This is a genomic window from Methylomarinum vadi (genome assembly GCF_000733935.1).
In the GTDB taxonomy this organism is placed as follows: domain Bacteria; phylum Pseudomonadota; class Gammaproteobacteria; order Methylococcales; family Methylomonadaceae; genus Methylomarinum; species Methylomarinum vadi.
Genome location: NZ_JPON01000001.1, coordinates 280263 through 297816, shown reverse-complemented (window position 1 = coordinate 297816; position 17554 = coordinate 280263). Strand labels below are relative to the sequence as shown.

17 protein-coding genes are annotated in these 17554 nt (G+C 49.9%); 9 read left to right on the top strand and 8 right to left on the bottom strand.

What is annotated here, in order from left to right:
* Window positions 1–11: 11 nt before the first annotated feature.
* Both EP25_RS0101555 and smc read right to left on the bottom strand, forming a co-directional pair.
* Window positions 12–710 carry a cell division protein ZipA C-terminal FtsZ-binding domain-containing protein gene (locus EP25_RS0101555; RefSeq protein WP_031432286.1) on the bottom strand — a complete coding sequence of 233 codons (699 nt, stop codon included), beginning with the start codon at window positions 708–710 and terminating at the stop codon, window positions 12–14.
* Window positions 710–4210: a chromosome segregation protein SMC gene (gene smc / locus EP25_RS0101550; RefSeq protein ID WP_031432285.1), complete on the bottom strand. Its 3501-nt coding sequence runs from the start codon at window positions 4208–4210 to the stop codon at window positions 710–712. Before smc ends, EP25_RS0101555 begins: the two co-directional genes overlap by 1 nt.
* A gap of 84 nt (window positions 4211–4294) precedes the next feature.
* On the opposite strand from smc, the gene queF reads away from it, so the two are divergent.
* The 5 genes from queF to EP25_RS0101525 all read left to right on the top strand — a co-directional run bounded on the left by queF (window position 4295) and on the right by EP25_RS0101525 (window position 7081).
* Window positions 4295–4684 carry a preQ(1) synthase gene (gene queF, locus EP25_RS0101545; RefSeq protein WP_031432284.1) on the top strand — a complete coding sequence of 130 codons (390 nt, stop codon included), beginning with the start codon at window positions 4295–4297 and terminating at the stop codon, window positions 4682–4684.
* Window positions 4685–4690: 6 nt separating this feature from the next.
* Window positions 4691–4978 (top strand): EscU/YscU/HrcU family type III secretion system export apparatus switch protein, encoded by a 288-nt coding sequence (locus tag EP25_RS0101540; protein ID WP_031432283.1) that lies wholly within the window; start codon window positions 4691–4693, stop codon window positions 4976–4978.
* Window positions 4975–5832 carry an archaetidylserine decarboxylase gene (gene asd / locus EP25_RS0101535; protein ID WP_031432282.1) on the top strand — a complete coding sequence of 286 codons (858 nt, stop codon included), beginning with the start codon at window positions 4975–4977 and terminating at the stop codon, window positions 5830–5832. Before EP25_RS0101540 ends, asd begins: the two co-directional genes overlap by 4 nt.
* Before the next feature lie 183 nt (window positions 5833–6015).
* On the top strand, window positions 6016–6231 hold the full coding sequence (locus EP25_RS0101530) for a hypothetical protein (protein WP_031432281.1): 216 nt from the start codon (window positions 6016–6018) through the stop codon (window positions 6229–6231).
* Between the two features lie 7 nt (window positions 6232–6238).
* Complete coding sequence (locus EP25_RS0101525) at window positions 6239–7081, top strand: alpha/beta fold hydrolase (RefSeq protein ID WP_084190914.1); 843 nt, start codon at window positions 6239–6241, stop codon at window positions 7079–7081.
* 44 nt (window positions 7082–7125) lie between these two features.
* Here the strand turns inward: EP25_RS0101525 and EP25_RS0101520 are convergent, their stop codons facing one another.
* Genes EP25_RS0101520 through EP25_RS0101505 form a run of 4 tightly spaced genes read right to left on the bottom strand, consistent with a single transcriptional unit; the run spans window position 7126 to window position 9726 of the window.
* Window positions 7126–7431, bottom strand: a complete 306-nt coding sequence (locus tag EP25_RS0101520) for a hypothetical protein (RefSeq protein ID WP_031432279.1) — start codon at window positions 7429–7431, stop codon at window positions 7126–7128.
* Between the two features lie 18 nt (window positions 7432–7449).
* Entirely contained in the window at window positions 7450–8364 is a 915-nt protein-coding gene (locus EP25_RS0101515) for a bile acid:sodium symporter family protein (RefSeq protein ID WP_031432278.1), read from the bottom strand.
* Window positions 8364–9284, bottom strand: a complete 921-nt coding sequence (locus tag EP25_RS0101510; RefSeq protein WP_031432277.1) for an SAM-dependent methyltransferase — start codon at window positions 9282–9284, stop codon at window positions 8364–8366. Before EP25_RS0101510 ends, EP25_RS0101515 begins: the two co-directional genes overlap by 1 nt.
* A gap of 22 nt (window positions 9285–9306) precedes the next feature.
* Entirely contained in the window at window positions 9307–9726 is a 420-nt protein-coding gene (locus tag EP25_RS0101505) for a hypothetical protein (protein WP_031432276.1), read from the bottom strand.
* A 230-nt stretch (window positions 9727–9956) separates the two neighbouring features.
* Here EP25_RS0101505 and EP25_RS0101500 point away from each other — a divergent pair, with 230 nt between their 5' ends.
* From EP25_RS0101500 to EP25_RS0101490, 3 genes are all read left to right on the top strand, one after another.
* Window positions 9957–10418 carry an SRPBCC family protein gene (locus EP25_RS0101500; protein ID WP_031432275.1) on the top strand — a complete coding sequence of 154 codons (462 nt, stop codon included), beginning with the start codon at window positions 9957–9959 and terminating at the stop codon, window positions 10416–10418.
* Window positions 10419–10458: 40 nt separating this feature from the next.
* Entirely contained in the window at window positions 10459–12123 is a 1665-nt protein-coding gene (gene ettA / locus EP25_RS0101495; RefSeq protein ID WP_031432274.1) for an energy-dependent translational throttle protein EttA, read from the top strand.
* Between the two features lie 177 nt (window positions 12124–12300).
* Window positions 12301–13104: a hypothetical protein gene (locus tag EP25_RS0101490; protein ID WP_152555573.1), complete on the top strand. Its 804-nt coding sequence runs from the start codon at window positions 12301–12303 to the stop codon at window positions 13102–13104.
* Here EP25_RS0101490 and EP25_RS0101485 read toward each other — a convergent pair.
* Complete coding sequence (locus EP25_RS0101485) at window positions 13098–15077, bottom strand: GumC family protein (protein ID WP_036300108.1); 1980 nt, start codon at window positions 15075–15077, stop codon at window positions 13098–13100. The genes EP25_RS0101490 and EP25_RS0101485 overlap by 7 nt on opposite strands.
* Window positions 15078–15274: 197 nt before the next feature.
* Between EP25_RS0101485 and EP25_RS0101480 the strand changes: the two genes are divergently transcribed.
* Window positions 15275–16255 carry a formylglycine-generating enzyme family protein gene (locus EP25_RS0101480; RefSeq protein ID WP_084190913.1) on the top strand — a complete coding sequence of 327 codons (981 nt, stop codon included), beginning with the start codon at window positions 15275–15277 and terminating at the stop codon, window positions 16253–16255.
* Here EP25_RS0101480 and EP25_RS0101475 read toward each other — a convergent pair whose 3' ends face one another.
* A complete protein-coding gene (locus EP25_RS0101475) occupies window positions 16256–17548 on the bottom strand; it encodes an adenylosuccinate synthase (protein WP_031432270.1) in 1293 nt (430 codons plus the stop codon). It abuts the gene before it with no gap.
* Window positions 17549–17554 lie beyond the last annotated feature (6 nt).

Here is a 17554-nt window from a genome sequence, read left to right as displayed (position 1 = left end):
ACGCGGGCGAATCAGGATAAAATCCGCCGAAATTTCTGCACTGTCTCGTCAGATAACGGCTGGCGCTGATGATCCCATTTCACCCCGTCGAGCTCGGCCGCCAATATTTCGATGGTTTGAATAAAGTCCTCAAACACCGCAGCAGGATCATCAACCTCTCTTGGCTGCATGAAAAAAACGATGCCGGGGCTGTAAAACGATTCCAGATCGGTTTCTGGAAAAGTGCCGGGCTCAACCATGCTGGCGACGGCGAAATCGACCAGCCGGTTGTCGTCAACCCGTTCAAACACTTTCATGCTACCGTATTCCAAACCCACTCGGTCGAAAGCAGCGGCCAAAACGGCACCGTTAAACCCTTCATCGGCCCTGGCAACGATGCTGAACTGTATCAACGACGGAAGTTCCGTTACGGCAGCAGTGCCTTCGTCGTTTTGATTTTGCGGTCCTTCCTCCTCATTTTCGGCAGCTGCGCTAATCGGGTCCACGCCATAATCCTCGTCCAGAGCCGAGCCGAGCGGTACGATATCGAAATCATCGTTTTCCGTACGCAACACCAACGATTCATCGACCTGTTCAAGAGGGTCGCCGCGATCGTAAAAGTTGATCTCCCGGCGTTTACGCTTGTTCTTGAAAACGCTCCACAAGACCATGCCCAGGACCACCAGCGCCCCTACCCCAATAATGACTAACCGTAATATATCTTTATCCATCAGCTTTCCGCCATAATGACCGCTTCTTCAATATCAACCGCAACCATCCGGGAAACCCCGGGCTCCTTCATGGTAACACCCGCCAATTGTTTTGCAATTTCCATCGTCACCTTGTTATGAGAAATATATAAAAACTGTACCGAGGAAGACATATCTTCTACCATTTGTGAAAACCTGACCACGTTGGCGTCGTCCAGCGGTGCATCGACTTCGTCCAACAGACAAAACGGTGCCGGATTCAATTCGAATATCGAGAACACCAAAGCTACCGCGGTCAACGCCTTTTCGCCACCGGACAACAAGTGGATCGAACTGTTCCTCTTGCCCGGGGGGCGAGCAATGATATTGACGCCGGTTTCCAGCAAGTCTTGCTCCGTCAATTCCAAATAGGCCTGTCCGCCGCCGAACAAACGGGGAAATTTTTCCTGCAGTCCGGCATTGATCTTATCGAAAGTTTCCTTGAAGCGTTGCCGGCTTTCCTTGTCAATCTTATTGATCGCCTGATCCAGCGTATTCAAGGCTTCCATCAGATCGTCATGTTGCTCGTTGAGGAAGTTCATACGCTCGGATTGCGATTTATATTCCTCGATCGCGGTCAAATTGATAGACCCAAGCCGTTCGATCTGTACCGTCAATTCATCGGCCTTGCGCTTCCATGCCCGTTCGTCGGCATCGCTAACCAAGCCTTGCAGAATCTGTTCGGGATCGGCATTAATCTCCTGCAATTGCTCGATCAACGTTTGCTGTCTAACATTGCTATCCTGCTGCTGAAAACGAACCTTATCCAGCGCTTCTTTTTGCCGCTCCATTTCCCGTTGCGTCTTGCTATGCTGCTCCGCTAAGCGGCTGATACTGTTCTCAGTATCCTGCAGTGCCTCGCGCTCCTGTTTCAGCATGCGATCTAATGCCTGCTTCTGTTCCAGATAACGCTCCAATACCATTTTTTCGTCGTCCATTGGCGATATCGTGGTATCGAGTTTAGCCTGCAATTCCTCGATGCGCTCCGCTGACTGCCGGTTTTGCGACTGTAGCCTTTCGATCTGCCTCGCGGTCAATTGTTCGGAGGATTTTAACGACTCGATCTGGGCCTGCAAAGCAAGCACTTGCCTACGCGCCTCGTTCAGAGAGCGGTCGGAATCATTCTGTTGCACTTGCAATTCTTGATTGGTCTGCTCCAATTCCATTTTCCGCATCTCGAGTCGTTCCAACTGACGTTCCGCTTCTTGTTTTAACACTTCTGCCTCGGCCATAGCTTCGGCGTTTTCCGCCAGATCGGCGACGATTTCGTCGACTTCTTGGCCGACCTGGTGCAAACGGCGCTGTTGTTGCTCATGGCGGGCGGAATGCGCGCTAAATTCACTGGTTTTGCTCGACAATTCGGCACTCAATCGCTTGTCTTGTTGCTGAATTGACTCGCGATTCGCTTCGCTGTTTTTCAACGCCAACTCGGTATCCTCAAGCTGTAGCTCGGTCTCGTCGATCGACGCCTGCAATTCTTGCTGCCGCAGCTTCAAACCACGCAGCTCTTTTTCCCGGTGCAATACGCCAGTCTTGCTGTCGGTACTGCGCGCGACCTTCAACCAGTTCTTGCCCAACCAAGTACCATCGGGTAACACCACCGTTTCGTAGTCTTGCAATTCCCGTAACTTCTCGCGGCCCTGCTCGATCGTATCCGCGCAATGAATTCCGCTCAACAGGGCTGATAAATCCCAGTTGGATCGAATTTTGGACAGCAACAGCGAACCATCACCCGTGCCGACCAGCGATCGGTTCTCGACCAAAATGACCGATTGTTCCCCTAAATACTGCAAACCGGGCACAATTAAGTCGACATCATCGACGCAAATTGCTTCCAAGTAACTGCTTAAAACCGTTTCGACCGCCGCCTCCCAGTTGCCATCGACTTCGAGAAATTCTGCCAAACGGGGCTGTTGAGCCAGTTGCATGCGCTCCAACCAAGGCGCCAAATCCTTTTTATCTTTGCCCATCGCATGCTGCTGCAATAATTCCAGCGAAGTAATCTTGCCGCTGATGCCGTGCAATTCGGCCCGCTGTGTGTGCAACTGATCTTGTAATTGCTTGACTCTTTGCCGCTGCTCGCCGATCTGCTGATGTTGTTGCTCTAGCTGCCGATGCAACTCGTCGCGCCCCGTTTCCAACTGATCGATAGTACTTTCCAACGCCTCCATATCGGCCTGCAGCTGGCTGTCGCTTAGCTCGCTCTGTTCTCTACGCAGTTTGTCGACGCGAATTTGCTGTTGCCGCTGTTGATTCTCCAATTGACCGAGCTTGGCCCGTTGCACTTCGCTCTGTTCACGATAGCGTGCGCTTTCCGCCAGGAACGCTTCCCACTGCTGTTGCCAATCGAATTTACGCTGCTGGGATTCCGACTGGATGATCTCGGTTTCTTCTTCACGCTCCCGAGCGATAACCAAGGCCTCTTCCGCTTCCACCAAGCTCTGCCTGATGTCCTCGAGCTGCTGCATATCCTGTTGGCATTCAGCAATCGATTGCTCACTTTGCCTTTGCAGTCGGTTGATTTCCAACGACGTTTCTTCGTGGCTCTTTTCGTTATGGCGTATCGTTTGCTCCAACCGACTGACTTCGGCCACGACATGGTAATACTCGCCTTGCGCCTCGTCGAGTTGCTGCTGCTGCCGTTTCTGCCCCGCCCTTTTCTCCTCGATTTGCTTGTCGGTTTCGCGCAGTAATACGAACAGGCGGTTATGTTCGGCGGCAATCTCCTGCAATTGATTTTCCAGCTTTAAGGCGCTTTGGTGGTAATTGTTCCAGCGCATCGCTAGCAGCTCCTGCTTAACCTGACGCTCCTGTTGCTTCAGTTCGGTGTATTTTTCCGCCTTCTCTGCCTGTTTTTGTAAATGTTTCAACTGCTTTTCGACTTCCTCGCGCAAGTCGTCCAGTCGTTCGAGATTCTCCCGAGTATGCCGCATCCGCGTCTCGGTTTCCTGGCGACGTTCCTTGTACTTGGATATACCGGCCGCTTCCTCGATATGGATACGCAGGTCCTCGGGCTTCGCCTCGACCATGCGAGAAATCGTGCCTTGCTCGATGATCGCATAGCTTCTCGATCCCAAACCGGTACCGAGAAAGAGATCGGTAATATCCTTCCGTCGACAGCGCGAGCCATTCAGATGATATTGCGACTGGCCGTCACGGCTAACCTGGCGCTTGATCGAAATGGTATTGTACTTGGCAAATTCTCCGCCGGCCTTGCCTTCACCGTTATCGAAAACCAATTCGACGAAAGCCGTACTGACCGGCTTGCGCGTGGACGAGCCGTTAAAAATCACATCGGCCATGCTGCCGCCGCGCAGATGCTTGGCCGAACTCTCCCCCATCACCCAACGCACGGCGTCGATGATATTCGACTTGCCGCAACCGTTTGGCCCGACAATCGCTGTCAGATTGCCGTTTACCGGAATCGTGGTGGGATCGACGAATGATTTAAAACCTGAAAGTTTGATTTTTTCCAGCTTCATTACTGGTAGAATATGTAATCCGATGTTTTGCAGAACCGTGTATTATTACACGAGTTTTCGTTTTTGTAATTTTATAGAACACCGATGACAACACAACCGACTAAAGAACTGGAAACGTTTGTTAACCCGAATCCCGGGCGCGATTATACGATTCATATCGAAATCCCCGAATTCACCTGCCTATGCCCCAAAACCGGACAACCCGATTTTGCCACGATCAATATCGAATACGTACCCAACCAATTATGCGTTGAACTGAAGGCTTTAAAATTGTATATGTGGTCCTTCCGCGAACAAGGTGCCTTCCACGAAGCCGTCACCAACGAAATCCTCGATGATATCGTCGCCGCCACCAGCCCCCGGTTCATGCGCGTGCGCGCCGAATTCAACGTCCGCGGCGGCATCTACACCACGGTCGTGGCCGAACACCGCGACCCCAGCTGGGAAGCTCCGGAAGCGGTCACGTTACCGTAATCGTCGATGGGCGGCCATACCTTTTATACCAGCGACCTAGCCGTCGCCCTTAAATACGACGGCAAAAACGCGCCCAAGGTTACGGCCAAGGGCGAAGGCGTCACCGCCCAGCAGATTCTAGAATTGGCCGAACGACACGGCGTACCGTTACAAAATCAACCTGAACTGGCCAGGATTCTTGCCCAAGTACCACTCGGCGATGAAATTCCGCGTGAACTCTACGTAGCCGTCGCCGAAATCATCGCCTTTGCCTATTTACTGAGCGGTAAAATTCCCGCCGATAACGAACCATGACCATTAAAGAAGCATTAACCACTCTCCCCCAATACCTGCTGCCCCATCATTTTCTATCCGAAGTGATGTCCAAGCTGACCCATTCCGAATGTAAAATTTGGAAAAATCTGTTCATCAAAACTGTCATAAATCTTTACAACGTGGACATGAGCGAGGCCAAAGATCATAACCTCGACCGCTATGCCAGCTTCAACCAATTCTTTACCCGCGAGCTGAAAGAAGGGGTCCGCAGCTTCCCAACCGCGGCCAACGCCGTCGCTTGCCCCGCCGACGGCGCGGTGAGCCAAGCCGGCGCCATCAAAGAAGGACAAATTTTTCAAGCCAAAGGCAAGTCTTTTTCCGCGGTCGACTTGCTGGGCGGCGATACAGTGCGGGCCCAGCCCTTCAGCGACGGCATTTTCACGACCATTTACCTGTCACCCAAGAATTACCATCGCCTGCACATGCCGTTTACCGGCACACTGAGGGAAATGATCCATATTCCAGGCCGCTTGTTCAGCGTCAATACGGCAACCACCAATAGCGTACCCGGCCTATTCGCCCGCAACGAACGCGTCGCTTGTATTTTCGACACCGAAGCCGGCCCAATGGCACTTGTTCTGGTCGGAGCCATTTTCGTTTCCAGTATCGAAACGGTCTGGCATGGCGTCGTCACGCCACCAACCATCGCCTCGGTTCGCGAATGGCAATATCAGGAAAATGCGCCTGTCTTAGAAAGGGGGCAGGAAATGGGACGCTTCAACATGGGTTCCACGATCATCGTGCTATTCGGCAATGACGCGATTAAATGGGAAGACCGCTTGCAAGCCAATCAACAGGTCAGACTAGGGGAAATCATCGGCAAAACACAGTAGACAAACGACAGTAATTTGTCGACAACGGACACTCACTGTCATTTTTTTTAACAATTTCTCCAGGCTGAACTATACTTTACATTAAGTAAAATAATTAAATATCTGATTATTTTATTTTTTTATGTTATGGCACTCGTTATGCATCAGCAAAGATGTAGATCAATGAACGAGGAGGTAATTGTCATGAAAGCATTAAATGATTCGAGAGAAATGAGTGTTGCCCGTGCAGTTTTCATTGAAACATTGAGCGATGAATTTATTGCATCTACCGGCTACGGCGTGTACGCCTATTTGAATCCGATGGCAATCAATCAGTTGTTTAAACAATATCTGCAACAACAAAGTACATCGCTGAGAAAATTCGTTAAGAGTTACGTCAGAAACTCAGTGTTGATTTAGGCAATGAATGCTCAGAATATTTTGTCTTGCTTTAGTATGCTGTAGCGTATTGGTGAGTTGCGCGACACCGGCGCAAAAATTCGCCGCAACGGCCACCCGCTCCGGCCTGAAGCAACAAAATATTCGAGGCGAGCCGTTTCTGCATCGCGCCTTCGTCAATAAGGCGGTTCGTCAAGTCGGCACGAAGAAAAGCGTTCTGCATGTTTATATCGATGGCGACGGTACACCCTGGGAAAGAGGCCGTTGGCCGGCAAACGACCCTACTTCACGCAACCCGCTGATACTCAAATTGTTGAAAGCCGATAACGCCCCCGCCTTGTTACTGGGCAGGCCCTGCTATCATGGCTTGAACGAAACCGCGCCTTGCCAATACCGATATTGGACTTCCCACCGCTATTCGCGCATTGTCGTAAACAGCATGGTAACTGCGCTGCAACGCTGGCTGGAAAACAAACCATTTACGAAAATCACTCTCATCGGCTTCAGTGGAGGCGGCACGCTAGCGGTTTTGATGGCATATAAAATAAAGTCAGTCGATCAATTAATCACGATAGCGGCCAACCTGGATACCAGCAGCTGGACACACCGACACGGTTATCGAGCGCTAGACCATTCAATCAACCCCATTGATCTTCCTCCCCTGCCCGCAACTGTCGAACAAATCCATTATATCGGCTTAGCGGATTCGAATATAGCGGCCGAAAGCGTCAATAAATTTGCCATCCGGCAAAACAATGCCGCCTTTATCCCGATCGCCGGCTTCGATCACCATTGCTGTTGGCCGGAAATCTGGCGTCAATTACTAGCGGAGAACGACTCTCGACGGCAGATCAATAACCGGCGAGAATGACCTCAACCCGCTTGATACTTTCGTCACAATCTTTAATGCTTTCCCTAACCCGACGTTTGAACATCACCCCCATCGGCTCGCCATTGATTTTCCCTGGAGCTATATTCGTTAAGCAGTCTGCACGCATCATACATGGCGACTTCCGCCTCGTGTAAACGCCCGTCGCCGGCCAAATTTTCATCCGTCGACATCATGATGCGACTGGTTACCGCATTTTGACGCCGAAATACCGACTCGGCGTATTTTGCAATTTCGTCATTATTGCCCAGGGTTGTCAATTCCGCGCAACCTTGCCCCATTACCAGGAACAACAGTAGCGGAAAATGTTGTAATTGTTTACGTTTGATCATTAAAATCGTTGAAAAATCTTATTTTTGATCGCTTGTTCTGCGCCAATAAAAGGCCAAAAGACTACCGGATAAATTGTGCCAAATACTAAACAAGGCGCCCGGTAAAGCCGCAAGACCGGAAAAATATTGTACCGCCAACGCCACGCTCAAACCGGAATTTTGCATCCCGACTTCGATAGCCACCGTTCTAGCCGTACTTTCGTCATACTTCAGCAGACGAACAACCCAATACCCCGTAGCCAGCCCCAATGAGTTATGAAGAATAACCGCAATAATCGCCGGCAAGGCAACATTGCCAAGATGAGGCTGATTCAAGCCGACGATAATGGCAATAATTACGATAATGGCCAGGGTGGACAATAACGGAAATAAGGTTTCGACCTTCCTAAGTCTTGAGTGCAACAGGCTATTTATCAGGGTTCCCGCCAACACCGGCAACAACACGACCGTCAAAATGCTGCGTAACATATCGGCAACCGGAACGGTCACCACGGTATTCAGATAGAGCCAGGTCAACAATGGCATTAAAACCACTGCGCACAATGTCGATACCATGGTCATCAATACCGACAAAGCGACATTACCTTGCGCCATGTAACAAATGACATTGGAAGCCGTGCCGCCCGCACTAGCGCCGACCAACACCATGCCAACCATAATTGCCGGCGGCAGTTGCAGCACTAATGCGATGAGCCAGGCAAATAAAGGCATACAACCGAACTGTATTATCGCGTTCATAAAAACGATCGCCGGCTGTTTCAAAACATGCATAAAATCGCGCCATGTCAGGGTCATGCCCATGCAGAACATAACCAATGCCAGTAATGGGACAATACTGTTTTTCAGTTCCGCAAATGGCTGCGGCCATACATAAGCGGCCACGGCCAATAAAATAGCCCATAACGGAAATAAACCGACGAAACCTCGCATCATTATTTACGCGCGGTAAAAATACAGTATTCGGTCAGTTTTTCAGCGAACAATTGGTGCTGGGCCAAGCCGACATAATAATTAGCCGTTTGCGCCTTAGACCGCAATCCCAACCACTGGCTGATTTTCTGCACCGGATAGAGGCGTTTAGCAATCTTATACATATGGTCGGCGGAAGGCAGGGTCTGCGGCGTGATATCGTACACGCATAATTCCTGGAAGCCGCAATCATTTAACAAGCCTTCAAATTCGTCGCGGGCGCACAAATTCGGCACCGCCCAACCATTCAAACAGGTTACGACGGCCCGCCATTGCTTTTCATTGAAATGCCGCTGCAGCATAAAGCCGTCGCAAACGACCAAACGCCCTCCCTTACGTAACACGCGATACGCTTCCCGTAAGAACTCTCCCTTGTTCAGCGCATGACAGGAGCTTTCCAAAGCCCATACCACATCGAAGGATTCATCGTCGAAAGGCGTTTGGCAAAAATCGGCCACTTCGAATTTTACCTTATCGGCCACGCCTTGGCGTTCGGCATGCTTGCGCGCGTAAGCCGCCTGTTTGGCGCTTATCGTAATGCCGGTGACTTCATTGCCATGTTCTCGCGCCATCCAGATGGAACTTCCGCCGATGCCGCAACCAGCGTCGAGGACATAGTCCCCAACTTGTATGCCGGCCTTTTCGTAAAGCACTTGGTTCTTATTCAGCAAAGCTTGGTGATGCGCATAAGGTTTATCATCATCCCAATAACCATAATGCAGCGCCAAATTGTCGCGATTGCACCAGGCGGCCAGATAATCGTTGTAGCAATCATCATAATGCTTGGCCGCATCCTGGTGCAATTCTTCGCTAGACAATTCGGCGCCTTGGCGAAGACTTTGGTCTCGGTAATCCTGATTCGGTTCTATCGTAAAAGTTTTCATTATTGTTGAAACGATGGAGACATTATCTCCGCTTACTGATCGGCCGGCCATTATAATCCAGATTCGCCATGCGCTTCATGCCGTCTGCGTCCATTTGTTTCACCCCCAATATTTCCAAGATGTCGCCAATAGGTAATTCCTTGAGCTGCTTCGGCGTCATACCGTAGCGAATTTTGAAAAAACGCTTTTTTTTATCGGAAGGAAAACGTGACAGAATAAGGTTTACACGCTCATCGATGATTCCCTGGAATATGGCTAAGTCAGCTTCCGTCGTTTTATCTTGGCCCGAATCGGTCATTTTCCCAATTTCATCCGTTTGATTTTCTGGCAAGCCAAACGCTTTGCGCCGCATTTCTAGCAAACGCCTACTTTTACCCTCGTTAAGTAAATCGATGCTCAGGCTGGCAACCGGCTTAGTTTTTCTCTCTTTTAAATTTTTCATCTACTTACCCCGTTTATCTCTTATCGTATCGAGAAACAATTTGCTATCGCACATAGAGTCTCTCCAAACTACATCGTGCCGGATTGATAAAAGCTCCAAATTTGACGCACTTACTCAACCCGATGCATCATTCACCGAGCCAAGGATTAACAATGAATCAAATTTCATGGAATGACACTAAATTTTAATGACTTCAACTCAACCCAAGTAGATTAGCCTTTTTTGCTGGCATGGCTTATTTTGCATTGATCTCGACCTGGAACATCCCGGCTCCGATCGAAAGCTGCTGGTTCTGTTTGCTTGATAAGGAAAGTTGGCCACAATGGTGGCCCTATGTCGATAAGGTGGAACAATTGTGCCAGGGCACGGCCGATGGAATCGGGAATGTTTGTCGCTACCATTGGCGCACCTGCCTGCCTTACCGGCTGACCGTCGATATCACGATCACAGAGCTAAATCCATTTCAGACTATTCGCTATACCGCAGACGGCGATCTGCGGGGAGATGGTGCCTGTCATCTGCACCAGCATGCTCAGTTTACCGCGCTGCAGTTCGATTGGAACGTACATACCATTAAACCGTGGATGAATGGAATTGCAGCCATTGCCGCTCCCATTTTCATCTGGAACCACCAACATGTCATGAAGATCGGCGAACAAAGTTTCATTCAGAGATTATATTCGAAGCCATAACATGAAATAATAGGCCGTTTTCTGTTTTCACAAAAAAACAATGGCGCAATACATTTATTCCATGAACAGGGTCGGAAAGATCGTTCCACCCAAAAAACACATCTTGAAAGATATTTCTCTGTCGTTTTTCCCTGGCGCCAAAATCGGCGTATTGGGACTGAATGGCGCGGGTAAATCGACTTTGTTACGCATCATGGCCGGCATCGATAAGGAGATTGAGGGCGAAGCGATACCGCAGAAAGGTATCAACATCGGCTATTTACCCCAAGAACCGCAACTTGACCCCAATAAAGACGTGCGCGGCAACCTCGAGGAAGCGGTGGCCGAGATCAAAGAGGCCCTCGCCAAATTGGATGCGGTCTATGCCGCTTATGCCGAGCCCGATGCCGATTTCGACCAACTGGCCGCGGAACAGGCGCGCCTGGAAGACATCATAAACGCCTGCGACGGCCATAATCTGGAGCGCACCCTGGAAATCGCCGCCGACGCCTTGCGTCTGCCCGACTGGGAAGCCGATGTCACCAAGTTGTCCGGCGGGGAAAGACGGCGCGTCGCTTTATGTCGCCTCTTATTGTCCAGACCCGACATGTTGCTGCTTGACGAGCCGACCAACCACCTGGATGCCGAATCGGTGGCCTGGCTGGAAAGATTTCTGCATGAATATCCCGGAACAGTGGTCGCGGTCACGCACGACCGTTATTTTCTCGATAATGTCGCCGGCTGGATTTTGGAACTAGACCGGGGAATGGGAATTCCGTGGGAAGGCAACTATTCTTCTTGGCTGGAACAAAAGGAAAAACGCCTCGAATTGGAAGAAAAACAAGAAGCGTCCCGAGTCAAGGCGATGAAGGCCGAGTTGGAATGGGTCCGTTCCAACCCCAAAGGGCGCCATGCCAAAAGTAAGGCGCGACTATCGCGTTTCGATGAATTATCGTCACAAGAATTCCAGAAGCGTAACGAAACCCAGGAAATTTACATCCCACCCGGCCCACGCTTAGGCGATGTTGTGATCGAGGCCGACGGTATAAGCAAGGGCTTTGGCGATCGATTATTGATCGAAGATTTAAGCTTTAAATTGCCTCCCGGCGGCATCGTCGGCATCATCGGTCCGAACGGCGCCGGTAAAACAACGCTATTCCGTATGATGGCGGGTATCGAACAACCGGATTCGGGGGCGATTACGCAAGGCCAAACCGTTCAATTGGCTTATGTCGATCAATTGCGCGACGACCTCGACGCGAACAAAACGGTCTGGGAGGAAATTTCCGACGGCCTCGACGTGATCACGGTCGGTAGATACGAAACCCCGTCTCGCGCGTATGTCGGCCGTTTCAATTTCAAGGGTTCCGACCAGCAAAAACGTATCGGCGACCTGTCCGGCGGCGAACGCAACCGGGTACATTTAGCGAAGCTATTACGTAGCGGCGGCAACGTGCTCCTGTTGGATGAACCGACCAACGACCTCGACGTAGAAACATTACGGGCTTTGGAAGAAGCCTTGTTGGCTTTCCCGGGGTGCGCCGTCGTGATCTCGCATGACCGTTGGTTTCTTGACCGTATCGCCACCCATATTCTCGCATTCGAGGGAGACAGCAAGGTGGTCTGGTTCGAAGGCAATTATGCCGATTATGAAGAAGATCGTCATCGCCGCCTAGGCACCGATGCCGATAACCCCCACCGAATCAAATACAAAAAAATAGGCTAAACCGCTTTTCAAGCTGTATTTACTAAAGACGACAGGGATGTCGTAACCTTCTTGACAAAAGTCATTATTTATCGGAACCTTGTCTATGACTGTTCAGGTAATAGTTCGATGAATCAAACTCCTTGTCTGCGAAACATGATGTGATTACGAAATACAAGCAAACCCCAGGGCATAGCTATGAACCGAAATCGCTTATGTTTTAATTGCCACTGGTTTAATAGCCTAAGACCCAATTCATGCCGGCATCAATATGGAGGTCTATTCGCGCTTCTGTTTTGGCTTTTGCAGATAAGCACTTTAAGTGCCGCCACTTTCAATGCCGAGGAGTTTGTTAATTTCGAAGATAGCCCCTTAGAGTCGGGGTTAAACAACGAATTGATGGAAAAAGAGGACGAGTCCTCTAATTCGTTCGGGCCCGACAAATCAGTTACCCTTTCCTCCTCCCAGTCTTTGGAAAAAGAAAAAAAAATCACGACCGTCGTTCGTACTAATACAGCGAGCTTTTCTCAAGCAATCCCACCACCTCTTCCGCAAACGACCGACATAATCAAGCTAGGTTATCAAAAACTAAGCCCCCTTATAGATTCGGATTCCCTGGACGACACCGTCTTCATTATTAAAGAGTACAATACCAAATTAAACGAATTCAATCAGTCCACTAATCAAAAACTGGCACCCGCTATCGAGGAAATATCCTTGCTGCAGGGATTGCTTCCCGCATCCGAACAAGCCAATTATTTCGCCAGCCCCCAATCAGCTGCTTTTATCGGCCAGGGCCACAATGAAACATTGAACAATCCAGCGCTAGCGGCCTTAAATGCCGATGTAGCCATAGAAAAACCGACCGGCTTCATAGGATTTCTTGTGGCGTTGCCCCATTATCTGCTCAATTATAAAAATATCCTCATCCTATTCAGTAGTTTTTTTCTGCTTTCGGCATTAATGAAAATTTTGCACTTCGTGCTCAATAGAATTTATTGACCGGCGCAGAGTGGATGAACCAATTGAACTTGTTCACGTGTCAGTCCTTCCCCCGGAGGAGAAAATTCCGCATACCCCGCCAATTCGGTAGCGGATAATTTACCGACGATCTTCGGCAAAACCGTTAACCGCAATCCCTGTTCAACCAAATAAATTATGTATGTTTGGCGCAGCGCGCTCTCCAACGAATCCACGCCTTCCAGGCCGGAATCGGTCAACACACAATAAAGCATGGCTCTTACGTCATCGATGAACAATTGCGTTTGCTGGCGCCAAATGGTCTCGGAATTTTGAGTCGGTATTAAAATATCCAGCACATGATGTCCGATGGGAATAACTCTGGGAGATTCACTATCGACCGAAATCTCCGCCTGATTGAAATCGATGCGATCGACACCCAAACCAATTATCTCATCGATCGCCAAACCGCTTAGCAACAACAAAATCAACAATTCACTATCACGCTCGGCATTTCTTAAGAGCTGTGTTATCTGATCATCCGATAATTTTTGATAGCGAGGCATGCGTGACAATATCCCTTGGCTTTGTTCTTCGATGACTTTTTCCTGCTGTCGATTTTCCAGGTGTTCAGGTCGGTTGACATTACCGAACCAAGCCTGCACTGGAAAAATAAACTGCTGATGCTCGGCGTTGTCTTTGTTCAAAAACTCAGTCAGCCACACCGAAAAAAAAGCAAATAGCAATGCCGCGGCCAACGAGACCAAGGCCCCCAAATCGTAATCAGGGCTCACCACTTGCCGATTGACACTGGCCCTTTCCACGACATCGACCTGGGGATATTTTTCGTATTGCTTACTTTCAATTTTGACCAACCGGTCTCTTGTCTCTCTCTGTATTTCCTCCAAGGCCGTTAAATCATCGATTAATTTCTGGTGTTTGGCGAACAAAGTCGTGAAATCGGCGGCTTTTTGTTTGTGTTCATCAAGCTGCTGTTTTATATCGCTGACAACCTGCTTAGCGGCATAATAATCCTGACTTGCCTGCGTCCAAACGATATTTTTTCCTTCCTGTTTCTTTCTTTGGATTTCCGCTTCGAGCTTTTTGATTTGTTCGGGAATATATTTTAGCGAGGGCTGCAGGGCGAGATATTCACGGGTGTAACGTTTGTCGAATTCGGCCAGCTTTTCCTTCAATTCCTGATAGCGCCGCTCTAGACTACTTAACGAACGCTGTTCCTGCTCGGGAACCACGGCCTGCCCGTTGGCAATCGCCAGATTCACGGCATCGAGCCTTGCCTTTGCCTTGACCACGGCTTCATTGGCATCATTCAAGGCACGATTGAGCCCTTGCAATTTGGCCAAGACTTCATTTTCTTCTCGCGTTGTCGAGCTGATATCGTGTTCCTTTCTGAACTGATCCAACTCCAGTTGCGCTTGCTCTACCTTACGATCCAATTCACTCAATTCATTCTCGACAATCGTCACGGTATTTTGCGTGGAACTCTCCACGCTAGCCTCGCGCGCCGCCAAGTAAACGTCTATCCAGGTGTTGATGACCAAGGGTAATAATTCCGGGTCAGGGCCCTGCGCCTGCATGGTCAATAAATTCGTCTGATCGACCGGCTTGACGGTTAACATGGCGCGTATATCGGAAACGGTCAAATTGGACAGTTGGGGAATTTTCCCATGTTCCTTCAAACGCTCCAGCGTTTCGGTTAGCAGTTCGAAGCTCAACAATTTCTGTCTTTGAATCGCGACATTCTGGAAATCGACATCACTACTGACCTGGTCTATTGCCGTCGCAGCCGACGTCAACAACGTCGCGGTACTTTGATAAACCGGAGGTCTGGCATAATTGATAATCAACCCGATAAGCAGAGTCAAAACAAACGTCGGCACGAAGATTTTCAATCGCGTTGTCGACCAAAAACCGGACGATTCTCGCTCCTCCGGTTCGGCTTGATATCGATCCTGCTGAGATAAATATTCAATCTGTGGCCGCTGCTGTTTCATAATTTCAATCTACGAGCGATTCGTGCGCTATAAGCTATGTGAAAACAAGCTATCATATTGCGTTATTACTATCCTGGCTATAATTACCCGTAAATCTAAAGAAATTTCCGCAGCATCAAAAACACTTGTTTGAAATAAGGCCGGGTGGAATTTCCGATTCAAATCTCAAACTTTTTTTATTGACAGCAATAGTATCAATGCGTTCACGCCTTTTGATCTTAGTATTCTTTTACTCGCTCGCCGCAACAACCTGCTATGCGACAACGCATCACTCGACTAATCTTGATGCCGATGCTAACAAACGCCCACGACTCTCACTGGATAAAACATCCGCCATTCTGCCAACGACAGTAGCGATACCAAGCGGCTGCTTTCAAATGGGCAGTCCCGAATACGAACCGCATCGAAATCAAAATGAAAGCCGCCATAGAGTTTGCGTCAAACGCTTTTACATGGCGACACATGAAGTTACTGTGGCGGAATTCATGGCCTTCGTCAAGGACACGAATTATTTTACCGATGCGGAAATTGATTATCGGGCCAGAGGCTGCTGGTCTTTCGATGACCGGCAAAAGCCCTTGTGGGGTTGGCGGTCATGGGCCGATTGGCGACAACCGGTCAAACGAAAACCCCAAAATAACGAGCCGGTAACCTGCGTCAGTTTTCATGACGTCAACCAATACATCGACTGGTTAAATCGCCGCAGCGGCCGGCATTACCGGCTCCCTACCGAGGCGGAATGGGAATATGCGGCCCGGGCAGGATCGACCCATGCGTATTATTGGGGCAATAATCCGGACCTGTCCTGCCGCTATGCCAATGCGGCCGACCTCGGCAGCTTTAACGGCATCCAATGGCCGGTAACCCACCGTTGCCATGACGATTTTTTCTTTGCCGCGCCGGTGAAAAATTACTTACCCAATCACTTCGGACTCTATGACATGTTGGGCAATGTGTGGGAATGGACCTGTTCGCGTTATCAGAAAGACTATCAAGGACAAGAGCAACACTGTGTTCCGCTTGAACATAGCACCGATGTCTTCATCGCCGTGAGAGGGGGAGGTTGGAACGCCGATCCGCCGCGTCTGCGCGCGTCGTATCGGAACTGGGAAAGGCCCTGGACGCGCTTGGCGACCTGGGGCTTTCGCTTAGTACTGGATAACGGATTTCAGCGCTAATCAGTCGAAGGGGTTTTCCAGTACGATCGTTTCGTTGCGATCGGGACCGGTGGACAATATGGAAACTTTGACGCCGACCAGTTCTTCCAAGCGGGCGATATAAGCTTTTGCATTGTCCGGCAAGGCATCGAAATCGGTAATGCCTTTGGTGCATTCGCCCCACCCCGGCATTTCCTCGATCACGGCTTCGCAAGCGGCATATTGATCGGCTCCCAACGGGGCGGTTTTCGTGGTGGTGCCGTTAATTCTATAGGCGGTACACACGCCGATTTTATCCAGGCCGTCCAGAACATCCAGCTTGGTCAGACAGATTCCACTCAGGCTGTTCATTTGCGCCGATTTACGCATCGATACCGCATCAAACCAACCCGTGCGTCTCTTGCGCCCGGTCGTAGCACCAAATTCATGCCCCTTATTGCCTAAATGTGCCCCGTATTCGTCATGTAACTCGGTCGGAAAAGGCCCGTTGCCCACCCGGGTCGAATACGCCTTGGTGATTCCCAGAACGTAATCGATATCGAGCGGGCCTACCCCGGTTCCGGTCGCGGCGCCGCCGGCCGTGGTATTGGAAGAGGTCACATAAGGATAAGTCCCATGGTCGATATCCAGCAAGGCCCCTTGCGCCCCTTCGAATAGGATATTCTGACCCTGACGCTGCTGCAATTGCAACTCTTCGGCCACATCGGCCAACATCGGTTTGACCTGCTCTCCCAATTTCAAGGCATCATCGAGCATAGATTGGAAATCGACCGGCTCGGCATGAAAATAATGGGTCAGCATGAAATTATGGTAATCAATCAATTCTTGCAGACGTTCGGTAAATTCAGCGGTATTCAACAAATCTCCCGCGCGCAGCCCTCGACGCGCCACTTTATCTTCATAGGCCGGGCCGATACCGCGACCGGTGGTGCCAATGGCCTTGCTACCGCGGGCTTTTTCCCGAGCCTGGTCGATCGCGATATGGACAGGCAGTATAAGAGCGCACGCCTCGCTGATTTTCAAACGATTCCTGACCGGAATGCCGGATTTTTCGAGTAATTCGATTTCTTCCAGCAACGCCTCGAGGGAGAGTACTACGCCATTCCCGATCAGACATTTCACTTCTTCCCGTAAAACACCCGAGGGAATCAGGTGTAATATAGTGGTCTTACCATTAATGACCAATGTATGGCCGGCGTTGTGCCCCCCCTGAAACCTGACAACCGCACCGGCTTGATCCGTCAACAGATCGACCAGCTTACCTTTTCCTTCGTCACCCCATTGAGTACCGATGACTACGACATTTTTTCCCATAATTAT